17 protein-coding genes and 1 pseudogene are annotated in these 22,807 nt (G+C 69.4%); 12 read left to right on the top strand and 6 right to left on the bottom strand.

The window, feature by feature from the left end:
• The first annotated feature begins 26 nt into the window (after positions 1 to 26).
• The 9 genes and pseudogenes from ACZZ98_RS08810 to ACZZ98_RS08770 all read left to right on the top strand — a co-directional run bounded on the left by ACZZ98_RS08810 (position 27) and on the right by ACZZ98_RS08770 (position 11,040).
• Entirely contained in the window at positions 27 to 347 is a 321-nt protein-coding gene (locus ACZZ98_RS08810) for a hypothetical protein (protein WP_463515880.1), read from the top strand.
• A 47-nt stretch (positions 348 to 394) separates the two neighbouring features.
• Positions 395 to 1,390: a low temperature requirement protein A gene (locus ACZZ98_RS08805; protein ID WP_463515879.1), complete on the top strand. Its 996-nt coding sequence runs from the start codon at positions 395 to 397 to the stop codon at positions 1,388 to 1,390.
• A complete protein-coding gene (locus tag ACZZ98_RS08800) occupies positions 1,321 to 1,662 on the top strand; it encodes a hypothetical protein (protein WP_463515878.1) in 342 nt (113 codons plus the stop codon). The genes ACZZ98_RS08805 and ACZZ98_RS08800 overlap by 70 nt, the downstream gene beginning before the upstream one ends.
• A 300-nt stretch (positions 1,663 to 1,962) precedes the next feature.
• Positions 1,963 to 4,437 (top strand): annotated as a pseudogene (locus ACZZ98_RS08795) (ExeM/NucH family extracellular endonuclease); the annotation flags it as partial.
• A gap of 61 nt (positions 4,438 to 4,498) precedes the next feature.
• Positions 4,499 to 5,254, top strand: a complete 756-nt coding sequence (locus tag ACZZ98_RS08790; RefSeq protein ID WP_463515877.1) for an Ig-like domain-containing protein — start codon at positions 4,499 to 4,501, stop codon at positions 5,252 to 5,254.
• 116 nt (positions 5,255 to 5,370) lie between these two features.
• Complete coding sequence (gene ku / locus ACZZ98_RS08785; RefSeq protein WP_463515876.1) at positions 5,371 to 6,315, top strand: non-homologous end joining protein Ku; 945 nt, start codon at positions 5,371 to 5,373, stop codon at positions 6,313 to 6,315.
• 7 nt (positions 6,316 to 6,322) lie between these two features.
• Complete coding sequence (locus ACZZ98_RS08780) at positions 6,323 to 7,159, top strand: Fpg/Nei family DNA glycosylase (protein WP_463515875.1); 837 nt, start codon at positions 6,323 to 6,325, stop codon at positions 7,157 to 7,159.
• A gap of 369 nt (positions 7,160 to 7,528) precedes the next feature.
• Entirely contained in the window at positions 7,529 to 8,209 is a 681-nt protein-coding gene (locus ACZZ98_RS08775) for a slipin family protein (protein ID WP_463515874.1), read from the top strand.
• 287 nt (positions 8,210 to 8,496) lie between these two features.
• A complete protein-coding gene (locus ACZZ98_RS08770; RefSeq protein WP_463515872.1) occupies positions 8,497 to 11,040 on the top strand; it encodes an ATP-dependent Clp protease ATP-binding subunit in 2,544 nt (847 codons plus the stop codon).
• An 89-nt stretch (positions 11,041 to 11,129) separates the two neighbouring features.
• On the opposite strand, the gene ACZZ98_RS08765 is transcribed toward ACZZ98_RS08770, so the two are convergent.
• On the bottom strand, positions 11,130 to 11,816 hold the full coding sequence (locus ACZZ98_RS08765; protein ID WP_463515871.1) for a DUF305 domain-containing protein: 687 nt from the start codon (positions 11,814 to 11,816) through the stop codon (positions 11,130 to 11,132).
• Between the two features lie 172 nt (positions 11,817 to 11,988).
• On the opposite strand from ACZZ98_RS08765, the gene ACZZ98_RS08760 reads away from it, so the two are divergent.
• The 3 genes from ACZZ98_RS08760 (at position 11,989) to ACZZ98_RS08750 (ending at position 14,797) form a co-directional block, all read left to right on the top strand.
• Positions 11,989 to 13,425: an LVIVD repeat-containing protein gene (locus tag ACZZ98_RS08760; RefSeq protein WP_463515870.1), complete on the top strand. Its 1,437-nt coding sequence runs from the start codon at positions 11,989 to 11,991 to the stop codon at positions 13,423 to 13,425.
• Between the two features lie 212 nt (positions 13,426 to 13,637).
• Positions 13,638 to 14,207: a hypothetical protein gene (locus ACZZ98_RS08755; RefSeq protein WP_463515869.1), complete on the top strand. Its 570-nt coding sequence runs from the start codon at positions 13,638 to 13,640 to the stop codon at positions 14,205 to 14,207.
• Positions 14,208 to 14,305: 98 nt separating this feature from the next.
• Positions 14,306 to 14,797, top strand: coding sequence for an amino-acid N-acetyltransferase (locus ACZZ98_RS08750; protein WP_463517750.1), 492 nt, complete (start codon positions 14,306 to 14,308; stop codon positions 14,795 to 14,797).
• Between the two features lie 95 nt (positions 14,798 to 14,892).
• Here ACZZ98_RS08750 and ACZZ98_RS08745 read toward each other — a convergent pair whose 3' ends face one another.
• The 5 genes from ACZZ98_RS08745 to ACZZ98_RS08725 all read right to left on the bottom strand — a co-directional run bounded on the left by ACZZ98_RS08745 (position 14,893) and on the right by ACZZ98_RS08725 (position 22,807).
• Positions 14,893 to 16,437 carry an MFS transporter gene (locus tag ACZZ98_RS08745; RefSeq protein WP_463515868.1) on the bottom strand — a complete coding sequence of 515 codons (1,545 nt, stop codon included), beginning with the start codon at positions 16,435 to 16,437 and terminating at the stop codon, positions 14,893 to 14,895.
• Positions 16,434 to 17,348 carry an HhH-GPD family protein gene (locus ACZZ98_RS08740; RefSeq protein ID WP_463515867.1) on the bottom strand — a complete coding sequence of 305 codons (915 nt, stop codon included), beginning with the start codon at positions 17,346 to 17,348 and terminating at the stop codon, positions 16,434 to 16,436. Before ACZZ98_RS08740 ends, ACZZ98_RS08745 begins: the two co-directional genes overlap by 4 nt.
• 16 nt (positions 17,349 to 17,364) lie before the next feature.
• Positions 17,365 to 18,447 (bottom strand): DNA integrity scanning diadenylate cyclase DisA, encoded by a 1,083-nt coding sequence (disA, locus tag ACZZ98_RS08735; protein WP_463515866.1) that lies wholly within the window; start codon positions 18,445 to 18,447, stop codon positions 17,365 to 17,367.
• Positions 18,448 to 18,767: 320 nt separating this feature from the next.
• Complete coding sequence (gene radA / locus ACZZ98_RS08730; RefSeq protein WP_463515865.1) at positions 18,768 to 20,159, bottom strand: DNA repair protein RadA; 1,392 nt, start codon at positions 20,157 to 20,159, stop codon at positions 18,768 to 18,770.
• Positions 20,160 to 20,284: 125 nt separating this feature from the next.
• Positions 20,285 to 22,807, bottom strand: coding sequence for a glycoside hydrolase family 65 protein (locus ACZZ98_RS08725; protein ID WP_463517749.1), 2,523 nt, complete (start codon positions 22,805 to 22,807; stop codon positions 20,285 to 20,287).

The raw sequence follows: 22,807 nt of genomic DNA, 5'->3' as shown, positions 1-22,807 counted from the left end.
AACCCATCCTGACGCACACTGGTCCCGTGGGAGAGGCGGCGGGAACGCGACAGCGGGGCAACCTGCGGTGGGCCATGCTCTTCGCCGTCCTCGATGTCGCCCTGGCCTATGCCGCCGGGTGGTTGGCCGACCGGGTGGGCGGCTCGGGCGCGCGCGTCGCCTGGGGCGTCATCGCCCTCGCGTTCGCGCTGGCTCCCATCACCCTGATCTGGTTGGTGGGCGAGATGCACCTGCGCTGGTCGCCACGTGGGCGGGTCGCTCGGGGGCTGGTCGGATGGGCCCTCGCGGCCGCCTGCCTCGGACTCCTGGTCTACTGCGCCCCTCCGGCTTCTACGTGTTCATCATGAGCCTCGGCTACGCCTTCCACCCGTAGCACCTGACTAGCCTGAGTGCCGTGCCGTCCACCACTCCTCACCCCCACCTGCTCCACGGTCTGCGTCGGATGACCGGTCGCGATGTCCACGAGCCCGAGCGAGCCGCCACGCCGCTCGAGCTGCTCTACGACCTCACCGTAGTCGTGGCCTTCTCAGTGTCCGGTGGGCTCTTCGCGCACGCCATCGCGTTCGGCCACCCGGTGCAGGGGGTCGTGGCGTTCGCCTTCTCCTGCTTCGCCATCGTGTGGGCCTGGATCAGCTACACCTGGTTCGCGTCCGCCTACGACACCGACGACTGGCTCATGCGGCTCGGGACGCTCGTGCAGATGGTCGGCATCGTCGTCATCGCGCTGGGACTGCCCCAGCTCTTCCACGGCTTCGAGGAGTGGGAGCTGCACAACCAGATCATGGTGGGGGGCTACGTCACGATGCGCGTCTCGATGGCCACCCTGTGGTGGCGCGCGTCGAAGGACGACCCGACGCACCGCGTCACCCTGCGCCGCTACGTCTGGATCACCCTCCTGGCCCAGGTCGGATGGGTCGTCGTAGCTCTCACCCACCTGCCGTGGGTGGTGCTGCTGCCCGTGCTGGTCGCCCTCTACGCCCTGGAGCTGGGTGCGGCCTGGTCCTCGGAGCGGGGCCGGCCCCTGCCCTGGCACCCACATCACATCGCTGAGCGCTTCGGGCTCCTCGCGATCATCAGCCTGGGCGAGATCGTGCTCGGGACCACGGTCGCCGTGCAGGCGCTCGTCGACCACCAGGGCTGGTCCTGGGACGCGGTGCTCGTCATCGCCGCCGGCATCTCGATCGCCTTCGGGCTCTGGTGGGTCTACTTCGGGCTGCCCCTGGGCGAGGCACTCGCACTGCAGCCGGAGCGCGGCATGCGCTTCGGGCTCTGCCATCTGGCGCTCTATGGCTCCATCGCGGCGGTGGGGCCGGACTGCACGTGGCGGCCTACTTCGTCGAGCGCGCGAACGGCACGACGATCGGGCTGCTGGGCACCGTCCTGTCCATAGCGATCCCTCTCGCGCTGTGCATGGGCCTGGCGTACTGGGTCACCCACCTGCTGCTCCCCGGACGCGACGGCTTGCACACCCTGCTGCTCGTGGTGAGCGGAGTCGTCATCGCGGTCGGCGTCGGGCTCGCCCTGGTCGGTGCGCCGCTCGGGGTGTGCGTCATCGTGCTCATGGTCGTGCCATGGATCTCCGTCGTCGGCTACGAGACGCGCGGCCATGGTCATCTGCAGCGCGTCCTCGACCGCATCCGCGAGGAACGCGCCACCGCCTGACCTGCAGGTATGCCGACCCTTCGACCGGGCGCCCGGCCGCCGCTCTTGGCAAGTCTCGCCATTACGTTTCGTTGATGTTGCCCTTAGTTTGATCTCGGCTCATCCGCTTGTGGGAAAACACCGCAAGGGTGGGACCTCCTGAATCGCTGTGGAACACAGTGACCCCCGTGTTCCCCGCGTCCCTGCCGAAAGGTCATCCCCGTGCTTCGTCCCTCCGCTGTGGTTTCGAGAGGGGGTCGTGGTCGTCGCACAGGCATCGCCGCGGCTCTGCTCGGCCTCTTCCTCGCACCGCTCGCCCCCATGACGGCGGCGAACGCCGTCAGCCCCGACATCGTCATCTCCGAGGTCTACGGCGCCGGTGGGAACTCCGGGGCCGTGCGCAACGCCGACTTCGTCGAGCTCTCCAACCCCACGGGCAGCCCCGTCAGCCTCAGTGGGAAGTACATCCACTACCGCTCGGCCAGCGGCGGCTCGGGTGGGACGCCGTTCGCGCTCACCGGCTCAGTCCCGGCTAACGGCAAGTACCTCATCCAGATGAGCGTGGCCGGCACCAGCGGCACCCCCCTCCCGACACCCGATGCCGGCCCGGCCGGCTTCACCATGGCCGCGGCTGGTGGACAGGTCTTCCTCCTGAGCAGCTCGACGCCAGTCATTAGCACCGGCAACATGGCCGGCGCCGCCGGGATCGTCGACATGGTCGGCGTGAGCGGCGCCACCAGCTTCGAGACGGCGGCTGCGACCGTCTCGGCCACCGCCACCCTGTCGGTCAACCGCACCGCGGCCGACGCCGACAACAACTCGAACGAGTTCGCCACCGCGGCCCCGACGCCGCAGAACGCCGGCCCCGTCGCCCCCGTGGCGCTCGAGGCCACCGCACCGGGCGACAAGTCCGGCCAGGTGGGTTCCCCCGTCTCCGGCTTCACGCTGGCGGCAAAGGGCGGCACCTCGCCGTACTCCTGGTCGGCCACCGGGCTCCCCTCGGGTGTCACTGTCGCCGCCAACGGCGCCGTGTCCGGCACGCCGACCACCGCCGGCACCTACACCGTCACCGCGACCGTGACCGACTCGGCGACGCCGACCCCGGCCACCGACGACGTCACCTTCACCTTCACCATCGCCGACGCCGCGGTCTTCCGCCCGATCGCCGAGATCCAGGGCACCGGCAGCGCCAGCCCGCTCGACGGCCAGAACGTCGTCACCTCGGGCGTCGTCACTGCGAGCTACCCCACCGGTGGCCTCAACGGCTTCTACCTCCAGACGGCCGGCGCAGACACCCCGGACGCGTCGGACGGCATCTTCGTCTATGGCGGGACCAGCGGCTTCGCCACCTACCCGGCGGTCGGTGACTCCGTCGAGGTCTCCGGCGAGGTCGACGAGTTCTTCACCACCACCCAGCTCCTCGCCTCCTCGGTGAAGCCTGTGGCCTCGCTCGGCACGGCGATCCCCAAGACGGTCGTCCCCGGCACCGACTGCGCGCTCCCCGGCGACACCTGCCTCACCGGGGCAGCGCTCGACACGGCCCGTGAGGTCGTGGAGAGCGAGCTCTTCCAGCCGACCGCGCCGTGGACCCTGACCGACGTCTACGACGGCGGCCCGTACTACAGCAACGGCACCAACTCCTCCGCGAACCGCGGAGAGATGGGCGTGGCAGCCAACAGTGCCGTGCCGCTGGTGTCCCCGACCGAGGTCATCGACGCCCAGGCGACCGCGGCCGTCACCGCGCGCAAGAACTACAACGACGCGCACCGGATCATCCTCGACGACGCCGCCAGCCTGACGTTCTCGACCACCCAGAACGACGAGCAGCCGTTCCCGTGGCTCACCCCGACCCACACGATGCGGGTGGGCGCGGGCATCACGTTCACCAAGCCCGTGGTGTTCACGTACGGCTTCAATGCGTGGCGGATCCAGCCCCAGGCCCAGGTCGTCGGCGCACCCACCGGCGCACTGGAGATCGAGCAGACCCGTCCGGCGGCACCCCAGAACGTGGGCGGAGACCTCAAGCTGGCCACGTTCAACGTGCTTAACTTCTTCCCCACCACCGGCGAGGAGTTCGTCTCCTCAGGGCTGGGCACGTGCTCGTACTTCACCGACCGTGACGGCAACAGGACCACCAACAACCAGTGCAACCCCAACGGTCCGCGAGGAGCGGCGAACGAGGCCAACCTCGAACGCCAGCGGGCCAAGATCGTCGCGGCCATCAACACCGTCGGCGCCGACATCGTCTCCCTCGAGGAGCTCGAGAACTCGGTGCAGTTCGGTAAGAACCGCGACTTCGCCATCGGTGAGCTGGTCAACGCGCTCAACGCCGACGCCGGTGCCGGCACCTGGGCCTTCGTCCCGTCGGCCAGCAACCTGCCGCCACTGTCGGAGCAGGACGTCATCCGCAACGGCTTCATCTACAAGCCGGCCAACGCCGCGCTCGTCGGTGAGTCGGTCGTCCTGGCCGACCAGTCCTCGGGCACCGAGGCGTTCGCGGACGCCCGCGAGCCCGTCGCCCAGGCGTTCAAGAAAGTCGGTTCACCGGATGCCTCCGCCTTCGGCGTGATCGTCAACCACTTCAAGTCCAAGGGCTCCGGCACCCCGGACCCCAACGGTCAGGGCAACGCCAACGACCGGCGGGTCCTCCAGGCCAACGCGCTGGTGACCTTCGCCAACGACTTCCAGGAGCAACGCGGCATCAGCCGGATGTTCCTCGCCGGCGACTTCAACGCCTACACCGAGGAGGACCCGATCCAGGTCCTCAAGGCGGCCGGGTACGACCACCTGGAGTCGACGAGCAACCCCGCGGAGGAGAAGCTACAACTTCGACGGCCAGATCGGCTCGCTCGACCACGTGCTCGTCAACGAGGCCGCGAAGGCGGATGTCAACGCGGTGGACATCTGGGACATCAACTCCTACGAGTCGCTCTACTACGAGTACAGCCGGTTCAACACCAACGTCACGGACCTGTACGCCCCCAACCCGTACCGGTCCTCCGACCACAACCCAGAGGTCATCGGGATCAACGTGGGCCCGACGGCCTCGGGCGTGAGCGCGACGGCCGACCAGATCACCTACGGTGCGGCTGGTTCGGTCGTGGCCACCGTGGCTCCCTCGGATGCCACCGGAACGGTGACGGTCTCGAACGGCGCCACCCAGCTCGGCTCGGCGGCGCTCTCCAACGGGACGGCCACCGTCCCCCTGGCGGCGAAGTCCCTCGAGCCCGGCACCCACGTGCTGACCGTCTCCTACTCGGGTGACGGCTCGTACCTGCCCTCGAGCACGACGGTCAGTGTCACGGTCGTCAAGGCGGTCTCGACGCTCACGGCAACCGCCAGCCGCACCACCCTGCAGAAGAACAAGGACACGACGACCCTCACCATCACGGTGGAAGCCACGAACGTGACGCCCACCGGCACGGTCACCGTCCTGGTCGACGGCGTGACGAGGACCGTCACGCTGAGCGCCAACGGGACGGCCACCCTCGTCCTGGGACCGTTCACCTCGGCCGGCACCAAGTCGATCCAGCTCACCTACTCCGGTGACGCTCGCGTCGCCTCCGACACCTTCACCACGTCGGTGACGGTGGTCAACGGCAAGCCCAAGTAGGCATCAATCTGAGCACGACGAGGGGGTCCGGCGAGAGCCGGGCCCCCTCGTCGTTGGCCCAGACGACAGTCAGCCGACCACGGCCGCGCGGGCCCCGAGCGGCATACGATGCATTCATGCGTGCGATCTGGAAGGGCGCGGTGTCGTTCGGGCTGGTCAACGTCCCCGTGCGGCTCTACTCGGCGACCGAGAATCATGACGTGCAGTTCCGGCAGGTGCACCGCGAGGACGGCGGCCGGATCAAGTACAAGCGGACCTGCAGCATCGACGGCGAGGAGGTCGCGTTCGACGACATCGCCAAGGGCTACGAGACCGAGGACGGCGACATGGTCGTCCTCACCGACGAGGACTTCAAGGACCTGCCGAGCAAGTCCTCCAAGGAGATCAACGTCGAGAAGTTCGTGCCGACGGAGCAGATCGACCCGATGCTGCTCGACAAGAGCTACTACCTCGAGCCCGACAAGACGGCGACCAAGCCCTATGTCCTGCTGCGCGAGGCGCTCGAGTCCGAGGGCCGGATGGCCGTGGTCACGGTCTCGATCCGCACCCGGATGACGATGGCCGTGCTGCGGGTGCGGGAGGGCGTCATCGTCATGCAGACGATGCTGTGGCCCGACGAGATCCGCAAGCCCGACTTCGCCAGCGTCGAGCAGGCCGAGGACGCGACCGACAAGGAGATGGCGATGGCCAAGCTTCCTCATCGAGCAGCTCGCCGGCGACTTCGAGGCCGACGACTACGAGGACGACTACGCCATCGCCCTCCAGTCGCTCGTCAAGGCCAAGGTCGAGGGCGGCGAGATCAAGGCACCGGCTGCCAAGGCCGAGGAGTCCGGCGAGGTCGTCGACCTGCTGGCCGCCCTGGCGAAGTCGGTCGAGAAGGCCAAGGCCTCCCGCGGCGAGGCACCCGCGAAGCCGGCCGCCAAGAAGTCCGCGGCCAAGCCGGCGTCCAAGCCGGCCAAGAAGGCTGCCGCCAAGAAGTCGACCACGAAGAAGGCCGCCAAGAAGGCCTCCTGACCCACATCGCAGGTCGGTATGCCGGCCAGTCCGGGGGTGGCCGATGATGGGCTCATGCCCGAAGGCCACACCCTCTTCGCTCTCGCCCGCGACCTCGACACCGCCTTCAGGGGGACGTCGCCGACGGTGACGAGCCCGCAGGGCAGGTTTGCGCAGGGCGCCGCGCTCGTCACCGGGCACGAGGTCCTCGAGGCGACGTCGTGGGGCAAGCACCTCTTCGTAGAGTTCCTCGGCGACCGGATCCTGTGGGTGCACCTGGGCCTGATCGGCTCCTTCAGGATCGACACGACGTCGTATGCCGGTGAGCTGCCGGTCGTCGGTCAGGTGCGGTGCCGCTTCGTGACGGACGACCATGTCGCCGACCTGCGTGGGCCCATGGTGTGTGACGTCGTGACGCCGGAGAAGGTCGACGAGGTCCTCGCCCGGTTGGGCCCGGATCCGTTGCGGGCCAGTGACATCCGCTCTGACCCCGACCTCGCGTGGAGGCGGATCCAGCGGTCGGGCAAGTCGATCGCCGAGCTGCTCATGGACCAGTCGGTGCTGGCAGGGGTGGGCAACGTCTATCGGTGCGAGGTGCTGTTCCGGTTGCGGGTCAACCCTTTTCGCCCCGGCAACAAGCTGCAGCGCAAGACCTGGCGGGCCATCTGGGAGGACCTCGTCGCCCTGCTCCCCCTCGGTGTCGCGACCGGGAGGATCGTCACGGTCCACGACCAGGTCGACGCGGTCGCGCAGGCGCTCGAGGCCGGTGAGGACGTGCGCCTGTCGACGCGCGACTCCTACGTCTACAAGCGTCAGGGTGAGGCGTGCCACGTGTGCGGCTCGCGGATCCGCACCCAGCTCGTGGCAGGCCGCAACCTCTTCTGGTGCGGCAACTGCCAACGCCGCGGCTGAGTCCCCCACGCAAGCCCTCCACGCATCGAGCGTGAGGACAACAAAATTCGGTGGCGGACGGCATACCTGCGTCGTCACACTGGACCACGGACGAGCGAGAGGAAGCAGTCGGAGCGGCGTGCCGCCAACCGGTCCTGCGCATCGCCTCTCGTCGATGGATCCACTGGCATGCCCTGTCATGGCTTCGGGTTCAACTCCCGCTCAACAGACAGGTGGCGCCGGGCAGGTTCACGGATCGCCGCGCTCTGCGGCCCGGGTGGTCAGGTCGACATCCGACGCCCCGCGCGACGCTCCGCTGCCCGGCACCATCGTCAGCCATCTCGTCTGCCCTGCACCATCCGTCCCGGCGCACCCTGAAGGAGGCTGCCCATGCTCTTCATCCATGTCACCGTCCCGGCCCACACCGCCGCGGTCGAGCTCGTCGACGGCACCCCTGTTCGGGTGCTCGAGCCGGGCCGCCACCGTCGGGCGCGCCGGGCGACCTACGTCCACGTGGACCTGCGCGAGCAGCTGCTCGCCGTCTCGCCGCAGGAGATCCTCACCGCCGACGGCGTGCAGGTGCGCGTCTCGGCGGCGGTGCGGTGGACCGTCGCGGACCCGGTCGCGTGGCTCGCGCGTGCTGCGGACCCGCTCGGTCTGGTCTACCTCGCGACGCAGGTGGCGCTGCGCGACTGCGTGGCGGCGCTGACCCTCGACTCGGTGAGCCAGCGCGGGTCCGGTCTCGACGCGGCGACGCTCACGGCCGCCGTGGGTGCTGCCGCGCGTCCGCTGGGCATCTCGGTGGTCGAGGTCGTGGTCAAGGACGTCATGGTCCCGGTGGAGGTCCGGGCGGCGACGCTCGAGCTCGCCACGGCGCGCCAGCGTGGGGCGGCCCAGCTCGAGATGGCCCGGGCCGAGACCGCGGCGCTCCGCTCGCTCGCCAACGGCGCCAAGCTGCTCGACGACCACCCGGCGCTGGCCCGGATGCGTCTGGTCCAGTCGGCGCCCTTCGGGACGCAGCTCGTCATCAGGGTGGGCGACGACGAGCCGGCCCCGTCCGGACCCGTCTGACTGCCGGCCTCGCGTCCCACGGGTTCCTCTCACTTCGCTTGACCGCCGCGGTCAGGCGAAGTGAGAGGGACCCACTTCCGGCGGGAAAGGTGGGGCGGCCGTCTGCCCAGAGCGAACATGAGTCCCCTCGGCTCAGCCCCAAGGAACACTGTGCGGGTATGCCGCGTTGGACGCCTTGACACACCTTGCCCTGCCGAATCGTGACCGGACCTGCGTGAACGGGCCCCGCGGCATACAGGCAGCGGGGATAGCATCGAGGTGACTCAGAAATCAGTCAGGAGCCAGCAATGTTCGAACGGTTCACAGACCGGGCCCGTCGGGTGGTCGTCCTCGCGCAGGAAGAGGCGCGCCTGCTCAACCACAACTACATCGGCACCGAGCACATCCTGCTCGGCCTCATCCACGAGGGTGAGGGTGTCGCGAGCAAGGCTCTGGAGAGCCTGGGGATCTCGCTCGACGCCGTCCGCGAGCAGGTGCAGGAGATCATCGGCCAGGGCCAGCAGGCCCCGACCGGTCACATCCCGTTCACGCCGCGCGCCAAGAAGGTCCTCGAGCTCTCGCTGCGTGAGGCGCTGCAGCTCGGCCACAACTACATCGGCACCGAGCACATCCTGCTCGGCCTCATCCGCGAGGGCGAGGGCGTCGCCGCCCAGGTCCTCGTCAAGCTCGGCGCCGACCTCGGTCGGGTCCGCCAGCAGGTCATCCAGCTCATCTCGGGCTACCAGGGTGGCAAGGAGGGCGCTGCGACCGGAGTCGGTCAGGGTGGCCCCGCCGAGGGCACCCCCGCCGGCTCGCTCGTGCTCGACCAGTTCGGTCGCAACCTCACCGTGGCGGCCCGCGAGGGCAAGCTCGACCCCGTCATCGGGCGTGAGAAGGAGATCGAGCGGGTCATGCAGGTGCTGTCCCGCCGCACCAAGAACAACCCGGTCCTCATCGGTGAGCCCGGCGTCGGCAAGACCGCCGTCGTCGAGGGCCTCGCCCAGGACATCGTGCGCGGCGAGGTCCCCGAGACGCTCAAGGACAAGCAGCTCTACACGCTCGACCTCGGCGCGCTCGTCGCCGGCAGCCGCTACCGCGGTGACTTCGAGGAGCGCCTCAAGAAGGTCCTCAAGGAGATCCGCACCCGCGGCGACATCGTGCTGTTCATCGACGAGATCCACACCCTCGTCGGTGCCGGTGCGGCCGAGGGCGCGATCGACGCCGCGAGCATCCTCAAGCCGATGCTGGCCCGTGGTGAGCTCCAGGTCGTCGGTGCGACGACGCTGGACGAGTACCGCAAGCACATCGAGAAGGACGCCGCCCTCGAGCGCCGCTTCCAGCCGATCCAGGTGGCCGAGCCGACGCTGGCCCACGCCATCGAGATCCTCAAGGGGCTGCGCGACCGCTACGAGGCGCACCACCGTGTCTCGATCACCGACGGCGCGCTCGTCGCGGCAGCCAACATGGCCGACCGCTACATCAACGACCGCTTCCTCCCGGACAAGGCCATCGACCTCATCGACGAGGCCGGCGCCCGGTTGCGCATCCGCCGGATGACCGCACCGCCGGACCTGCGCGAGTTCGACGAGAAGATCCAGGCCGTCGTGCGCGAGAAGGAGTCGGCGATCGACGGGCAGGACTTCGAGAAGGCCGCGCGTCTGCGCGACGACGAGAAGAACCTGCGCAACGAGAAGACCCAGCGTGAGACCGAGTGGAAGTCCGGTGACCTCGACGTCGTCGCCGAGGTCGACGAGGAGCTCATCGCCGAAGTTCTCGCGGCAAGCACCGGCATCCCGGTCTTCAAGCTGACCGAGGAGGAGTCGAGCCGGCTGCTCCACATGGAGGACGAGCTGCACAAGCGCGTCGTCGGCATGGACGACGCCATCAAGGCGCTCTCGCAGGCGATCCGTCGCACCCGCGCGGGCCTCAAGGACCCGCGTCGCCCCGGTGGCTCGTTCATCTTCGCCGGGCCCACGGGTGTCGGCAAGACCGAGCTCGCCAAGACGCTCGCCGAGTTCCTCTTCGGTGACGAGGACAGCCTCATCCAGCTCGACATGTCCGAGTACAGCGAGAAGCACACCGTCTCGCGGCTCTTCGGGTCGCCTCCCGGCTACGTCGGCTACGAAGAGGGTGGCCAGCTCACCGAGAAGGTGCGGCGCAAGCCGTTCTCGGTCGTCCTCTTCGACGAGGTCGAGAAGGCCCACCCCGAGATCTTCAACTCCCTGTTGCAGGTGCTCGAGGACGGCCGCCTCACCGACTCCCAGGGTCGGGTCGTCGACTTCAAGAACACGGTCATCATCATGACGACCAACCTCGGCACGCGCGACATCACCAAGGGCGCCCTCGGCTTCACCGCCGGCCCGGACACGACGAGCAGCTACGACCGGATGAAGAACAAGGTCACGGACGAGCTCAAGCAGCACTTCCGTCCCGAGTTCCTCAACCGCGTCGACGACACGATCGTCTTCCCGCAGCTCACCCGCGAGGAGATCATCCAGATCGTCGACCTCGAGATCGCCAAGCTCGACAAGCGGCTCAAGGACAAGGACATGGGCATGGAGCTCACGCCCGCGGCCAAGTCCCTGCTCGCCAAGCGCGGCTACGACCCCGTGCTCGGTGCGCGACCGCTGCGTCGCACCATCCAGCGCGAGATCGAGGACGTGCTGTCCGAGAAGATCCTCTTCGGCGAGCTCAAGTCCGGCGAGATCGTCGCGGTCGACGCCACCGGCGAGGGCAAGGACGACACGTTCACCTTCGAGGGCACGCAGCACGCTGCCGCCATCGAGGTCCCGGTCGTCACGGCCGGCGCCTCGGCTCCTCCGAGCGGCGGGGCTGCTGCCTCGGGCGAGTAGCCCGTCGCGTCACCCAGCCAGACACGAAGGCGGGGTATGCCGGAACGAGAGTTCCCGGCATACCCCGCCTTCTGCGTTGGCGGGAGGCCTCAGGAGAGGCGAGCGAGCATGGTCTGCATCTGCTGGACCTGCTTGGCCTGGGTGACGTTGATGTCGCTGGCCATCTCGCTCACCATCTCCTCGCCCGCGGTCTTGCCGTGCTCACCGACCATCGTCAAGGCGCCCTGGTGGTGCTTCGTCATGAGCGTGAGGAAGAGGCGGTCGGCGGCCACCCCACTGGCCCGCCCCAGCTCAGCCATCTGGGCCGGGGTCGCCATGCCAGGCATGCCCGCGTGGTCGTGGTCGCCAAGCCGTGGGTTGGTGGCCTGGGGTGGCACGTCCTGCTTGCGGTCCTCGAGCCAGGTCGTCATGGCCAAGATCTCGGGCTTCTGCTCGTCACCGATGCGGGCGGCGAGCGACTTCACCTGGGTGTCGGTCAACCGCGGCAGTGCCGTCTCGACCATGACGAGTGCCTGGGAATGGTGAACGATCATGTCTTGGTAGAACGTGACGTCACCGGCCGCCACCGTCGGCGTCGGCTGCGCTGTGGCCGCCGCACTACCGCTCAACGTCTTATTGGGCTCACCCGGCGCCCCAGGCTGGATCACTGGATCGCTCGAGGTCGGGCCCGGGGTCCCAGGGACGGGCTGCGGCTTCTCTTCGCCGGAGCATCCCGCGACGGCGAATGTGAGGACGGCGGCGAAGGTGACGGCGGTCGAGTGACGACGAGTCGGCATGTGCGGCACTGTAGTTGGCCTCTCTGTCCGGGGTGCTGTCAGGAACGGACAGAACTGGCCGGTAGTGAGTTCTTACCTTCCCTTTACCCTGCACGCGGAACTTTTGGACGACCATGACCTCACCGCACAATCACCTGGGCAGTCCCCTGGCTGCCCAACTTCAGGAGGAACCATGAGGCTATTCCGCACAGTGGGGGTGGCGGCTGTCGCCGTGCTCGCCGCCAGCGGCTGGGGCGTGGCTGCGGCCGGCGCCGCTGACGTCGAGCCGGAAGCAGTCGGCAAGTCCGGCACCCAGCTCGCAATCGACCAGATCGGTCGCAGCAAGAACGTGCAGCACCTCTTCAACACACCGCACGTCACGCCGGTCGACAGCACTGGCAGTGACATCGCCTTCTCGGGCAACAAGGCCTTCGTCGGCAACTACGACGGTTTCGTCATCTACGACGTCTCGACGCCGGCTTCGCCCAAGGTGCTCTCACGGGTGCTGTGCCCCGGATCGCAGAACGACATCACCATCTCGGGTGACCTGCTGTACCTCTCGACCGATTCAGCCCGCATCACGACCAATCCAGCCAGCACCAACGACAGCTGCGACACGGTTGCCACGTCGGCCACTGTCAAGACATCGTGGGAGGGCATCAAGATCTTCGACGTCTCCGACCCGACGAGCCCGAAGTACGTCAAGTCTGTCGAGACCAAGTGCGGCTCACACACCAACACTCTGGTGCCGAGCGAGAAGAGCGACTTCATCTACGTGTCGAGCTACTCGCCGCGTGCGGACTACCCGGACTGCCAGCCGCCGCACGACTCGATCAGCATCGTCGAGGTACCCAAGGCCGACCCGACCTCCGCGAAGGTCGTCGCCGAGCCCAACCTCTTCCCCGACGGCGGCAACCCCGGGGGCGTCCAGCCCTCGGGTGACACCTACTCCGCGACGACCGGTTGCCACGACATCACGGCCTACCCGTCCAAGAAGATCGCGGCCGGTGCCTGCATGGGTGACGGCGTGATCATGGACATCTCCAACCCGGTCGCTCCCAAGGTCATCGAGACCGTCCAGGACACGACGAACTTCGCGTTCTGGCACTCGGCCACGTTCAACAACAAGGGCACCAAGGTCATCTTCACCGACGAGCTCGGTGGCGGCGGCCGCGCGACCTGCAACACCAAGGTCGGCCCCACCCGTGGCGCCAACGGCATCTACGACCTGTCGGCCGACAACCAGTTGACCTTCAAGTCGTACTACAAGATCCCGCGTCACCAGAACGACTCGGAGAACTGTGTCGCCCACAACGGCTCGCTCATCCCGGTCAACGGGCGCGACGTCATGGTCCAGTCCTGGTACATGGGTGGAACGTCCTTCTGGGACTTCACCGACTCCGAGAACCCGCGTGAGATCGGCTACTTCGAGCGCGGACCCGTTGCAACCGGCGCCACGGACGGCGGCGGCACCTGGTCGTCGTACTACTACAACGGCCACGTCTTCTCCTCCGACCTCGGCAAGGGCTTCGACGTCCTCAAGATCACCGATCCCAGCCTCAAGAAGGCTGCCAACGTGAAGATGGACGAGCTCAACCCGCAGAGCCAGCCGGTCTACCAGACCCGCTGACCCGCACCCGGGCGTCGATGGCGACGCTTACAAGAACCGGCCGTCCGTGCCTAGTGCACGGGCGGCCGGTTCGTCGTGCGGCCGCACCCTGGTATCCGTAGCGCACGAACTAGTAGCTCTTACCTTCTCTTTACCCTCCTAGCCGCACTTTTGGGCCACCATTTGATCACCCAAAATGACTATGGGTGCCTATGGACAGCGAGGAGCACGTCATGAAGGTTCGAACCACTGCGTTCGTCGCTGCGCTGTTCACCTCCGCGGCGGCCCTGCTCGCTCCGCCGAGTGCCGTCGCTGCCACGACTTGGGTGGACTACCCGTTCTACAAGGACACGATCCCCGTCTACAACACCCTCGGAGTCGCCGGCACGACCACCGCCGCGCACCGCTGGGAGGTCGGCACGGGGATCGACCTGGTCCCGGTGTCGTCCGAGCCGTCCCGTGGCATCACGATCAGGTGGAGCTCGGCGAGGGCACACACCTCGGTCGGGGGTTGGGTGGAGGTGCCGACCTGGCTCACCACCGGGCCAAAGAAGGCCTACGAGATCGGCGACTGCGTCGTCAACGTCAACACCCATGTCGGTGGCGTCGGTCGTCCGTACGGCAAGTGGCTCGCCGCGATCGTCTCGCACGAGGTCGCGCACTGTCTCGGGCACTGGGACCACGCGACGCACCCGCACATCATGAGGCCGTTCATCTCCAAGAGCGAGGCCCTGGCAGGACGCGCGTGGACACCGACGGCGACCGACCTCGCGCGCATCCGCACCGCGTACACGACGAACTGAGCGGTGCCTCCTTCACGTATGCCGCGATACTGGTGGGTGTGATTCCCGCACCCGAGCGCCCCGACGAACAAGACGCCTCGCCCGACCGCGCGGACGGCATACGGATCCGTTCTGCACGCACGGCCGACGTGCGCGCGATGCGAGCGCTGGTCGCGCCGCTCGCCGACCAGCGGGTGCTTCTCCAGAAGGAGGCGGTGGCCTACTACGAGTCGGTCGCGGACTTCGTCGTCGCCGAGCGTCACGGTGAGGTCATCGGCTGCGGCGCCGTCCACGTGCTCTGGGAGGACCTCGCCGAGGTCCGCACGCTGGCGGTGGCGTCGTCGGCCCTGGGTCTCGGTGTCGGGAGCCAGATCCTCACCCAGCTCGTGGAGCGGGCACGGGCGCTCGGAGTGGAGCGGCTCTTCTGCCTGACCTTCGAGACGGCCTTCTTCGCGCGACACGGTTTCACGCCCATCGAGGGACGAGCGGTCGAGCCCGAGGTCTATGCCGAGCTGCTGCGGTCGTATGACGAGGGTGTCGCGGAGTTCCTCGACCTCGAGCGGGTCAAGCCCAACACCCTGGGCAACACGAGGATGCTCCGCGTCCTCTGACCCTCACCCCACCCCTTCCCACCCGACTTGTTGCGAGTTCGAGTCACGACGGGCGGGCCTTCGGCCATTCGGGCGCGACTCGAACTCGCAATGACTCAGGGACTCGCGCGGCGGCGCAGCCGGACCGAGAGCAGCAGCACGACGACGAGCAGGCCGCTGATGACCCCGAACCCCAGCTGGGGGATGAGCGGCAGGGCGATGCCCAGCCCGCCGCCGGCGACCCAGGCGATCTGCAGGACCGTCTCGGACCACGCGAACATCTGGGTGCGCACGTTCTCGGCGACATCGCGCTGGATGATCGCGTCGGTGCTGAGCTTGATGACCTGCGCACACAGCCCGGCGCACAGCCCGAGGATCAGCAGGGTCGCGAGCGAGTAGAAGACGGCGGTGGCCAGCGCTGCCGTGACGATGACGAGGAGGGCCGCGGCGACGAGCCGGTCCGGTGGCAGCCGTCGAGCCGCATTGCCGACGACGGTGCCTAGGGCGTTGCCGGCTCCCGCCGCGCCGACCACGAGGGCGAGCACGAGCGTCCCGCTGTAGCCGGGGATCGGGTGCTCGCGCATGAGGAAGGCCATGAACAGCGTGAGGAACCCCGTGAGCAGCCGCGCGCCCATCGCACTCACGAGGGTCGCGCGCACGCTGACCGGCAGGGCCAGGACCCGGGCCCGCAGTCGGCCGCTGGTCCGGCCGAGGCGACCCTGACGCTCGACGTGGGCCACGACCTCGTTGGTGCTGGGCGGTGGCGCCGGGCGCGTGTCCTCGATGTCGAGCTCACCGACCGCGGAATCCACCCGGGACGGCAGCCTGATGGCGAGCACCGTGCCGATGACATAGATGGCGAAGGCCAGCCGCAGCGACCAGTCCGGGCCGATGCGCGACACGGCTCCTGCGAGCCCACCGCCCACCGCCATCGCCGCCACGCCGGCGAGGGCGATGCGCGAGTTGGCGTTCACGAGGGTGAAGCCCGGTGGCAACAGGCGTGGGATGGCCGCCGAGCGGGTCACGCCATAGGCCTTCGACGCGACGAGGCAGCCGAGAGCGGCCGGGAAGAGCCACGCCGATCCGGTGGCGACGGCGCCCGCCAGCACCCAGCAGAGGAAGGCCCGCAGGGCCAGCGTCGTCCCGATGGCCCAGCGTCGTCCGTGCCGGAACCGGTCGAGCAGCGGCCCGATGAAGGGGGCGAGCAGCGCGAACGGCGCCATGGTCAGCACGAGGAACTGCGCCACCTGGGCGCGCGCCTCGTCGGTCGGGATCGCGAAGATGGTCCCCGCCAGGCTGACGGTCAGGGCGGCGTCGCCGCAGATGTTGACGAAGTGCAGCTCGACGAGGCGGGCCAGGCCGCTCTCACCGGCGCCGGAGGACTGGACGTAGGCGCGGGCCTTCTGCGTGCCCGCGCGACTCCCCCGACCCGCGACCCGGGCTCCGCCGACGGTGCCACGCCCGAGGACGCGGAACACCTTGCCGGCGCCGGCGCGCACGCCGTAGGGATCCGGGGGGCTGCGACGTCCAGCCGGCTCGGCTCCCTCGGCGCCCCTCCCTGCCTCCGGCCGCGGACCCGCGGGGGAACCCGGGGCCCGCTGGATCGGCTCGGTCGGGTCCAGCGGGCGGAGCGGCTCGGTCGGCTCGTCGCGGCTGCTCATCCCTGCGCCTCCGCGAGCCCGGGGAGGGCGAACCGGTCGGCGCTCAGCGGCTCGACGAGCCCGTCCTCGATGAGCCCGGCGAGGCAGCGGTCGACCTGCTGCTCGTCCCGGCCCGGTGCAAGCGCGGCGCGTCCGACAGGACGGGTCGCCTCCCGCAGCGCCTGCACGATGATGCCGCGGACCTGCCGGTCGGTGCCGTGCCACTTCTGCCCCCTGCGGACCGGACCGTCGTATGCCGGTGAACCGGCCAGCACCCAGGCGCACCTCGTGCGGACGGGACAGTCCCCACACCGGGGGGCCCGGGCCGTGCAGACCAGCGCGCCGAGCTCCATGACTGCAACGTTCCACACCGCCGCGTCGTGATCAACGACCGGCAGCAGCTCCCGAGCCAGGTCGACCTCGGCCCGGGTGAGCGACGGCGCCGCCTGCGCCAGACCCGAGACGACCCGGGCCTGCACGCGGCGCACGTTGGTGTCGACGACGACCGAACGGTCACCGAACGCGAACGCTGCCACGGCCGCCGCCGTGTAGTCGCCGATGCCGGGCAGGGCGCGCAGCTCGGACTGGTCGTGCGGCACCTCACCGTCGTGGCGCTCGGTGATGGCGATGGCGGCATCGCGAAGCCGCAGCGCCCGGCGTGGATAGCCCAGGCGCCCCCAGGCCCGCACGACCTCGCCGGGTGCCTCACGGGCCAGGTCCGCCGGGGTCGGCCACCGCGACATCCACTCCTGCCACGCCGGCTCCACCCGGGACAGCGGCGTCTGCTGCGCCATCACCTCGGACACCAGCACACCCCACGGTGAGCACGACGGGTCGCGCCAGGGCAGGGGACGGGAGTGGACGGCATACCAGGCAAGGATCGACCGGTGCAGGAGGCGCACGTCGGTCCCGGGCAGGCGCGAGCCGCTCACGTCGTCAGCACCGGGGTCAGACGTAGCGCTCGAGGATGCTGCTCTCCGCGAGACGCGACAGGCCCTCGCGCACGAGCCGGGCGCGACCCTCGCCGACACCGTCGACGCCCATGAGGTCGTCGACACCAGCGGCGAGGAGCTTCTGGAGGCTGCCGAAGTGCTCGACGAGACGGTCGACGATGGCGCCGGGCAGACGCGGCACCTTGCTGAGCATGCGGTAGCCGAGCGGGCTCACCGAGGAGTCGAGCGCGTCGCCCACGACGGTGAAGCCGAGGGCCTTGGCACCGGCGGCCGGGTCGAGGAGCTCGGTGGCGTCGATGTCGGTGAGGTTGGCGATGGCCTGCTCGAGCTCGAGGTTGCCGCGCGAGTCGTGCAGGTAGTCGCGGATGACGAGCCCGAGGTCGTCGGACAGGCCGCCGGTGAGCTCCTCGAGCTGGAGGCTGAGGAGCCGGCCGTCGGTGCCGAGCTGGAGGACGTAGTCGCCGATCTCGTCCTTGATCCGGCGCACCATCTCGAGGCGCTGCAGGACGTTGGCGACGTCGCGCACGGTGACGAGGTCCTCGATCTCGAGGGCCGACAGGGTGCCGGTGACCTCGTCGAGGCGCTGCTTGTAGCGCTCGAGGGTCTGCAGCGCCTGGTTGCCGCGGGACAGGATCGCGCTGGAGTCCTCGACGACGAACCGGTTGCCGCCGACATAGAGCGCGACGATGCGCATCGACTGGCTCACCGACACGACGGGGAAGCCGGTCTGCTTGGCCACCCGCTCCGCCGTGCGGTGACGGGTGCCGGACTCACTGGTCTCGATGGTGGCGTCCGGCACGAGCTGGGTCGCGGCGCGCAGGATCTTGGTGACGTCGCGGTCACAGACGATGGCGCCGTCCATCTTGGCGAGCTCGCGCAGCCGGGTGGCGGAGAACTCGACGTCGAGCGGGAAGCCCCCGGTGGCGATCTCGTCGATGACCCGGTCGGTGCCCAGGACGATCAGGGCGCCGGTGCGGCCGCGCAGGATGCGCTCGAGCCCGTCCCGCAGCTCGGTCCCGGGCGCGACGGCAGCGAGTGTCGTCCTCATCAGCTCGTCATCCACCAGCGGCGTGGCCATGTGGGTCCCCCTTCGGTCTCGTCGCTGTGGGCGCGGTCAGTCACCCCGGCCCTCGTGGGGAGTCTAACGGCGCAGGTATGCCGTCCGGTCCTGTGATCGGGTCACGTCCACGTCACGTGTGGTCTGCTCCGGGGGCACAGATTCGCGTCGCCCGGATCACGGCCGCCGTCTGGGTCGCTGCCAGGTCACTCTGGGAGCGACGACGAGATCGGGTGACACGCGCGGGATCCACGCGTTGGCTCTGCGTGTCACCCGATCTCGACTGCATCGGTGAGCGGCGTGGGACGCAATCACGCTGCCTTGGGTGGTGGAGGACGCGGTCAGCGAGCCGGCGCTGCGGCGGCCGTCATCGTCACGGCCTCGAGCACGGTGGCGACCTCGATGACGCGCAGCCCGTCGGGCACCGGTCCGCCGCCGAGGACACCCGGCGGCACGATCGCCGTGGTGAACCCGAGCCGTGAGGCCTCCGCCAGCCGGCGGTGGGCGCCGGTGACCGGTCGCAGCTCACCCGCGAGGCCCACCTCACCGAAGGCCACGGTGCCGACGGGCAGCGGCTGGTCGTTGATCGCGCTGGCGAGCGCCAGGGTGAGGGCGAGGTCGGCCGCGGGCTCGGTGATGCGCACGCCACCCACGGTCGAGACGAAGACGTCCTTGCGACCGATCGGCGCCTTGGCGCGGGCCCCGAGCACGGCGAGGATCATCCCGACGCGGGCGGAGTCGAGACCGCTCGTCGCCCGGCGCGGGTTGGGCATCTCGGTCTGGTCGACCAGGGCCTGCACCTCCGTGACGAGTGGTCGGCGTCCCTCCAGGGTCACGGTGACGCAGGTGCCGGCGACGGCGGCCGTGCGGTTGGACAGGAAGAGCCCGCTGGGGTCGGCCAGGCCCGTGATGCCGATGTCCGACAGGTCGAAGCAGCCGACCTCGTCGGTCGGGCCGTAGCGGTTCTTGACGGCGCGCACGAGCCGCAGCCGACTGTGCCGGTCGCCCTCGAACTGCACGACGACGTCGACGAGGTGCTCGAGCACACGGGGCCCGGCGATGGAGCCGTCCTTGGTGACGTGCCCGACGAGGAGGCAGGAGATGCCCCGGGACTTGGCCATGGCGATGAGGCTGGCCGCGACCTCTCGCACCTGCGAGACGTTGCCGGCGGCCCCTTCGACCTCGGCGCTGCTGATCGTCTGGACGGAGTCGACGATGACGAGCTCGGGCTCGACCTGGTCGATCTGGCCCAGCACCGTCGCGAGGTCGGTCTCGGACGCGAGGAACAGCGTGCGCGCCATCGCCTCGATCCGCTCGGCCCGGCTGCGCACCTGCGCCGCGGACTCCTCACCGCTGACATAGAGGACGCGTCGCTCCTCGCCCGGCTCGCCACCGCGGGCGGCGCGCCCAGCGACGTCGAGCAGCAGGGTCGACTTGCCGATCCCGGGCTCACCCGCGACGAGCACGACGGCGCCGGGCACGAGCCCGCCGCCGAGCACTCGGTCGAACTCGGGCACCCCGGTCCCCCGGGCCTGCGCCCGGGTCACGTCGACCTCGCCGATGGGGACGGCGGGACGCTGCACCGACTTGGCGGCCGCCGTCCTGGCCGAGACGGCGCCCACCTCGGTCACCGAACCCCAGGCCTGGCACTCGCCACAGCGACCGACCCACTTGCCCGTGGTCCACCCGCACTCCGTGCACCGGTAGGCCGGTCGGGTCGTCTTCGCTGCCATGCGCGCCAACCTAGGCGACCGCTCTGACAGGCCCACTTCCACACCGACTGATTGCGACTTCGGGTCATCCAGCGGAGGGCCTTCGGCCCGACGGTGACTGACCCGAAGTCGCAATCAGTCGGGCTTCAGTGGCCGGTGGGGACCGGCATACGACGGGTGTCGCCGGTGGGCACGACGCTCGAGATGACCGTCCCGTCCTCGCGCACGATCTCGCTCGGCGCCTTGGGGGTGCCCTCGATGCGCGGCCCCTGGTCGGCCAGGGCCACGGTGACCGGCGCCTGCGCCGTCACCGTCACCGACTCGCCGCGCACCGCGAAGGTCAGCGGACCCTCACCCTCCTCGATGACCAGCTCCAGCTCGGTGGCGCGCACCGTGACGCGCACCCGCGTGCCGCGCAGGCAGAGCCGATAGGTCAGCGACTCCCAGTCCTGCGGCAGCCGTGGGTCGATGGCGAACTGCCCCTCGCGCTCGTCGCTGCCGTGGTCGCGGAACCCGCCGAAGCCCGAGACCAGCGCGCTCCACACCCCACCCGTCGAGGCGACGTGCACGCCGTCGGCCGTGTTGGAGTGCCGGTCGGCCAGGTCGACGAACAGCGCCGCCAGGAAGTAGCCATAGGCCAGGTCCTGGTAGCCCACCTCGGCCGCGATGATCGACTGCACGACCGCCGACAGCGTCGAGTCGCCCGTGGTGATCGGGTCGTAGTACTCGAAGTCGGCGAGCTTCTGCTCCGGCGTGAAGTCCTCCCCCTGGAGGAAGAGCGCGAGGACGACGTCGGCCTGCTTGAGCACCTGGAAGCGGTAAATGACGAGCGGGTGGTGGTGCAGCAGCAGGGGTCGCACCGACGACGGCGTGTTGGCGAGGTCCCACATCTCGCGCTCGAGGAAGTGGTCGTCCTGGGGGTGGATGCCGAGGTGCTCGTCGAACGGGATCGCCATCCCCGCGGCGCAGTCGCGCCACTCGCTGACCTCGCTCGGGTCCAGCTCGGTCCTGCGGACCATCTGCTCGTATGCCGGCCGGTCACCTTCCGCGAGCGCCTCCACCGCCTCGGCCGCTCGCCGGAGGTTGAAGCGCGCGAGGACGTTGGTGTAGAGGTTGTCGTTGACCACCGTGGTGTACTCGTCCGGCCCGGTCACGCCATGGATGTGGAAGGTCCGCTCCCGCGAGGGGTGCATGCGCCAGAAGCCGAGGTCGGCCCACAGCCGGGCCGTCTCGACGAAGACGTCGATGGCCTCGCGGTCGAGGAACTCGAGGTCGCCGGTGGCCCCGACGTACTGGCTGAGGGCATAGGCGATGTCGGCGTCGATGTGGTACTGCGCCGTGCCGGCCGCGTAGTACGCCGACGCCTCGTGGCCGTTGATGGTGCGCCACGGGAAGAGCGCACCCTTCTGCGAGAGCTCACGCGCACGGGCCCTGGCCGAGTCGAGCAACGAGAGACGGAAGCGCATGGCGTTGCGGGCGGCATACGGCATCGTGTAGGTCAGGAACGGCATCACATAGATCTCGGTGTCCCAGAAGTAGTGCCCGCCGTAGCCGGAGCCGGTGACTCCCTTGGCGGGGATGCCGTAGGTCTCGGCGCGCGCCGATGCCTGGGCGAGCGCGAAGAGGTTCCAGCGGGTGGCCTGCTGGATCTCCGGGTGGCCCGGGATCTCGACGTCGGCCCGCTGCCAGAAGGACTCGAGCCACTCGCGCTGCTCGTCGAGCTGCTGCTGCAGACCCGCCTCGGCGACGCGGTCGAGCGTGCGCTCGCACCGGTCGATGAGCTCACGCGGCGGGACGCTGCCCGCCGTGTGGGCCGAGACGAGCTTGGTCAGCCTGATGGGCACGCCCTGCTGGCCCTGGAGGCGATAGATCATCTTGACCGAGTCGTCGTCGCTGTGGACGGTCGCGCGGTAGGAGTTCTCGGTCTCGAGCAGGTGGTCGGTGACGAGTCCGAGCGTCATCCCGCTGTCGGCACACTGGTAGCCCAGCCACAGCCGACCGCTCTGCAAATCGCCCTCACTGACCTCGGGCAGCAGCACCCGGCCGTGGAAGGTCTCGGCCTTGCGTGGGTCGGCGATGCCGGCGCTCTCGGCCTCGGGCCCCTCCGCGACGCGGTCCTGGCGGTTGAGGACCTGCGAGGAGATCTGCACCGGTCCGTCGCCGTCGAGGAGGGTGACCTCATAGGTCATGACCGCGAGGTGGCGCTGGGTGAGCGAGACCATGCGCGTGCTCTTGACCTCGACCCGCTTGCCGCTCGGCGTGTGCCACAGGAGCGTGCGTGACAGGACTCCCGTGCGGAAGTCGAGGGTGCGGTCGTAGTCGAGGAGGTCAGCCGTGGAGAGCTGCAACGGCTCGTCGTCGACGTAGAGGCGGATGACCTTGGCGTCGGGGACGTTGACGATCGTCTGGCCGACCCTGGCGAAGCCGTAGGCCTCCTCTGCGTGGGTGATCGGCCAGGTCTCGTGGAAGCCGTTGATGTAGGACCCGTTGACGTGGGCGTCCCGGCTCTCCTCGTAGTTGCCACGCAGCCCGAGGTAGCCGTTGCCGACGGCGAAGAGCGACTCGGTGACGCCGAGGTCGTCGGCGTCGAAGCGGGTCTCGGTGAGCGCCCACTCGTCGACGGGGAAGCGGCTGCGGTCCAGCGGGTCGTCGTCGACGTCGCGCGGCAT

It is taken from the genome of Knoellia sp. AC549 (assembly GCF_979258975.1).
This window is presented reverse-complemented; position numbering and strand designations above follow the sequence as displayed.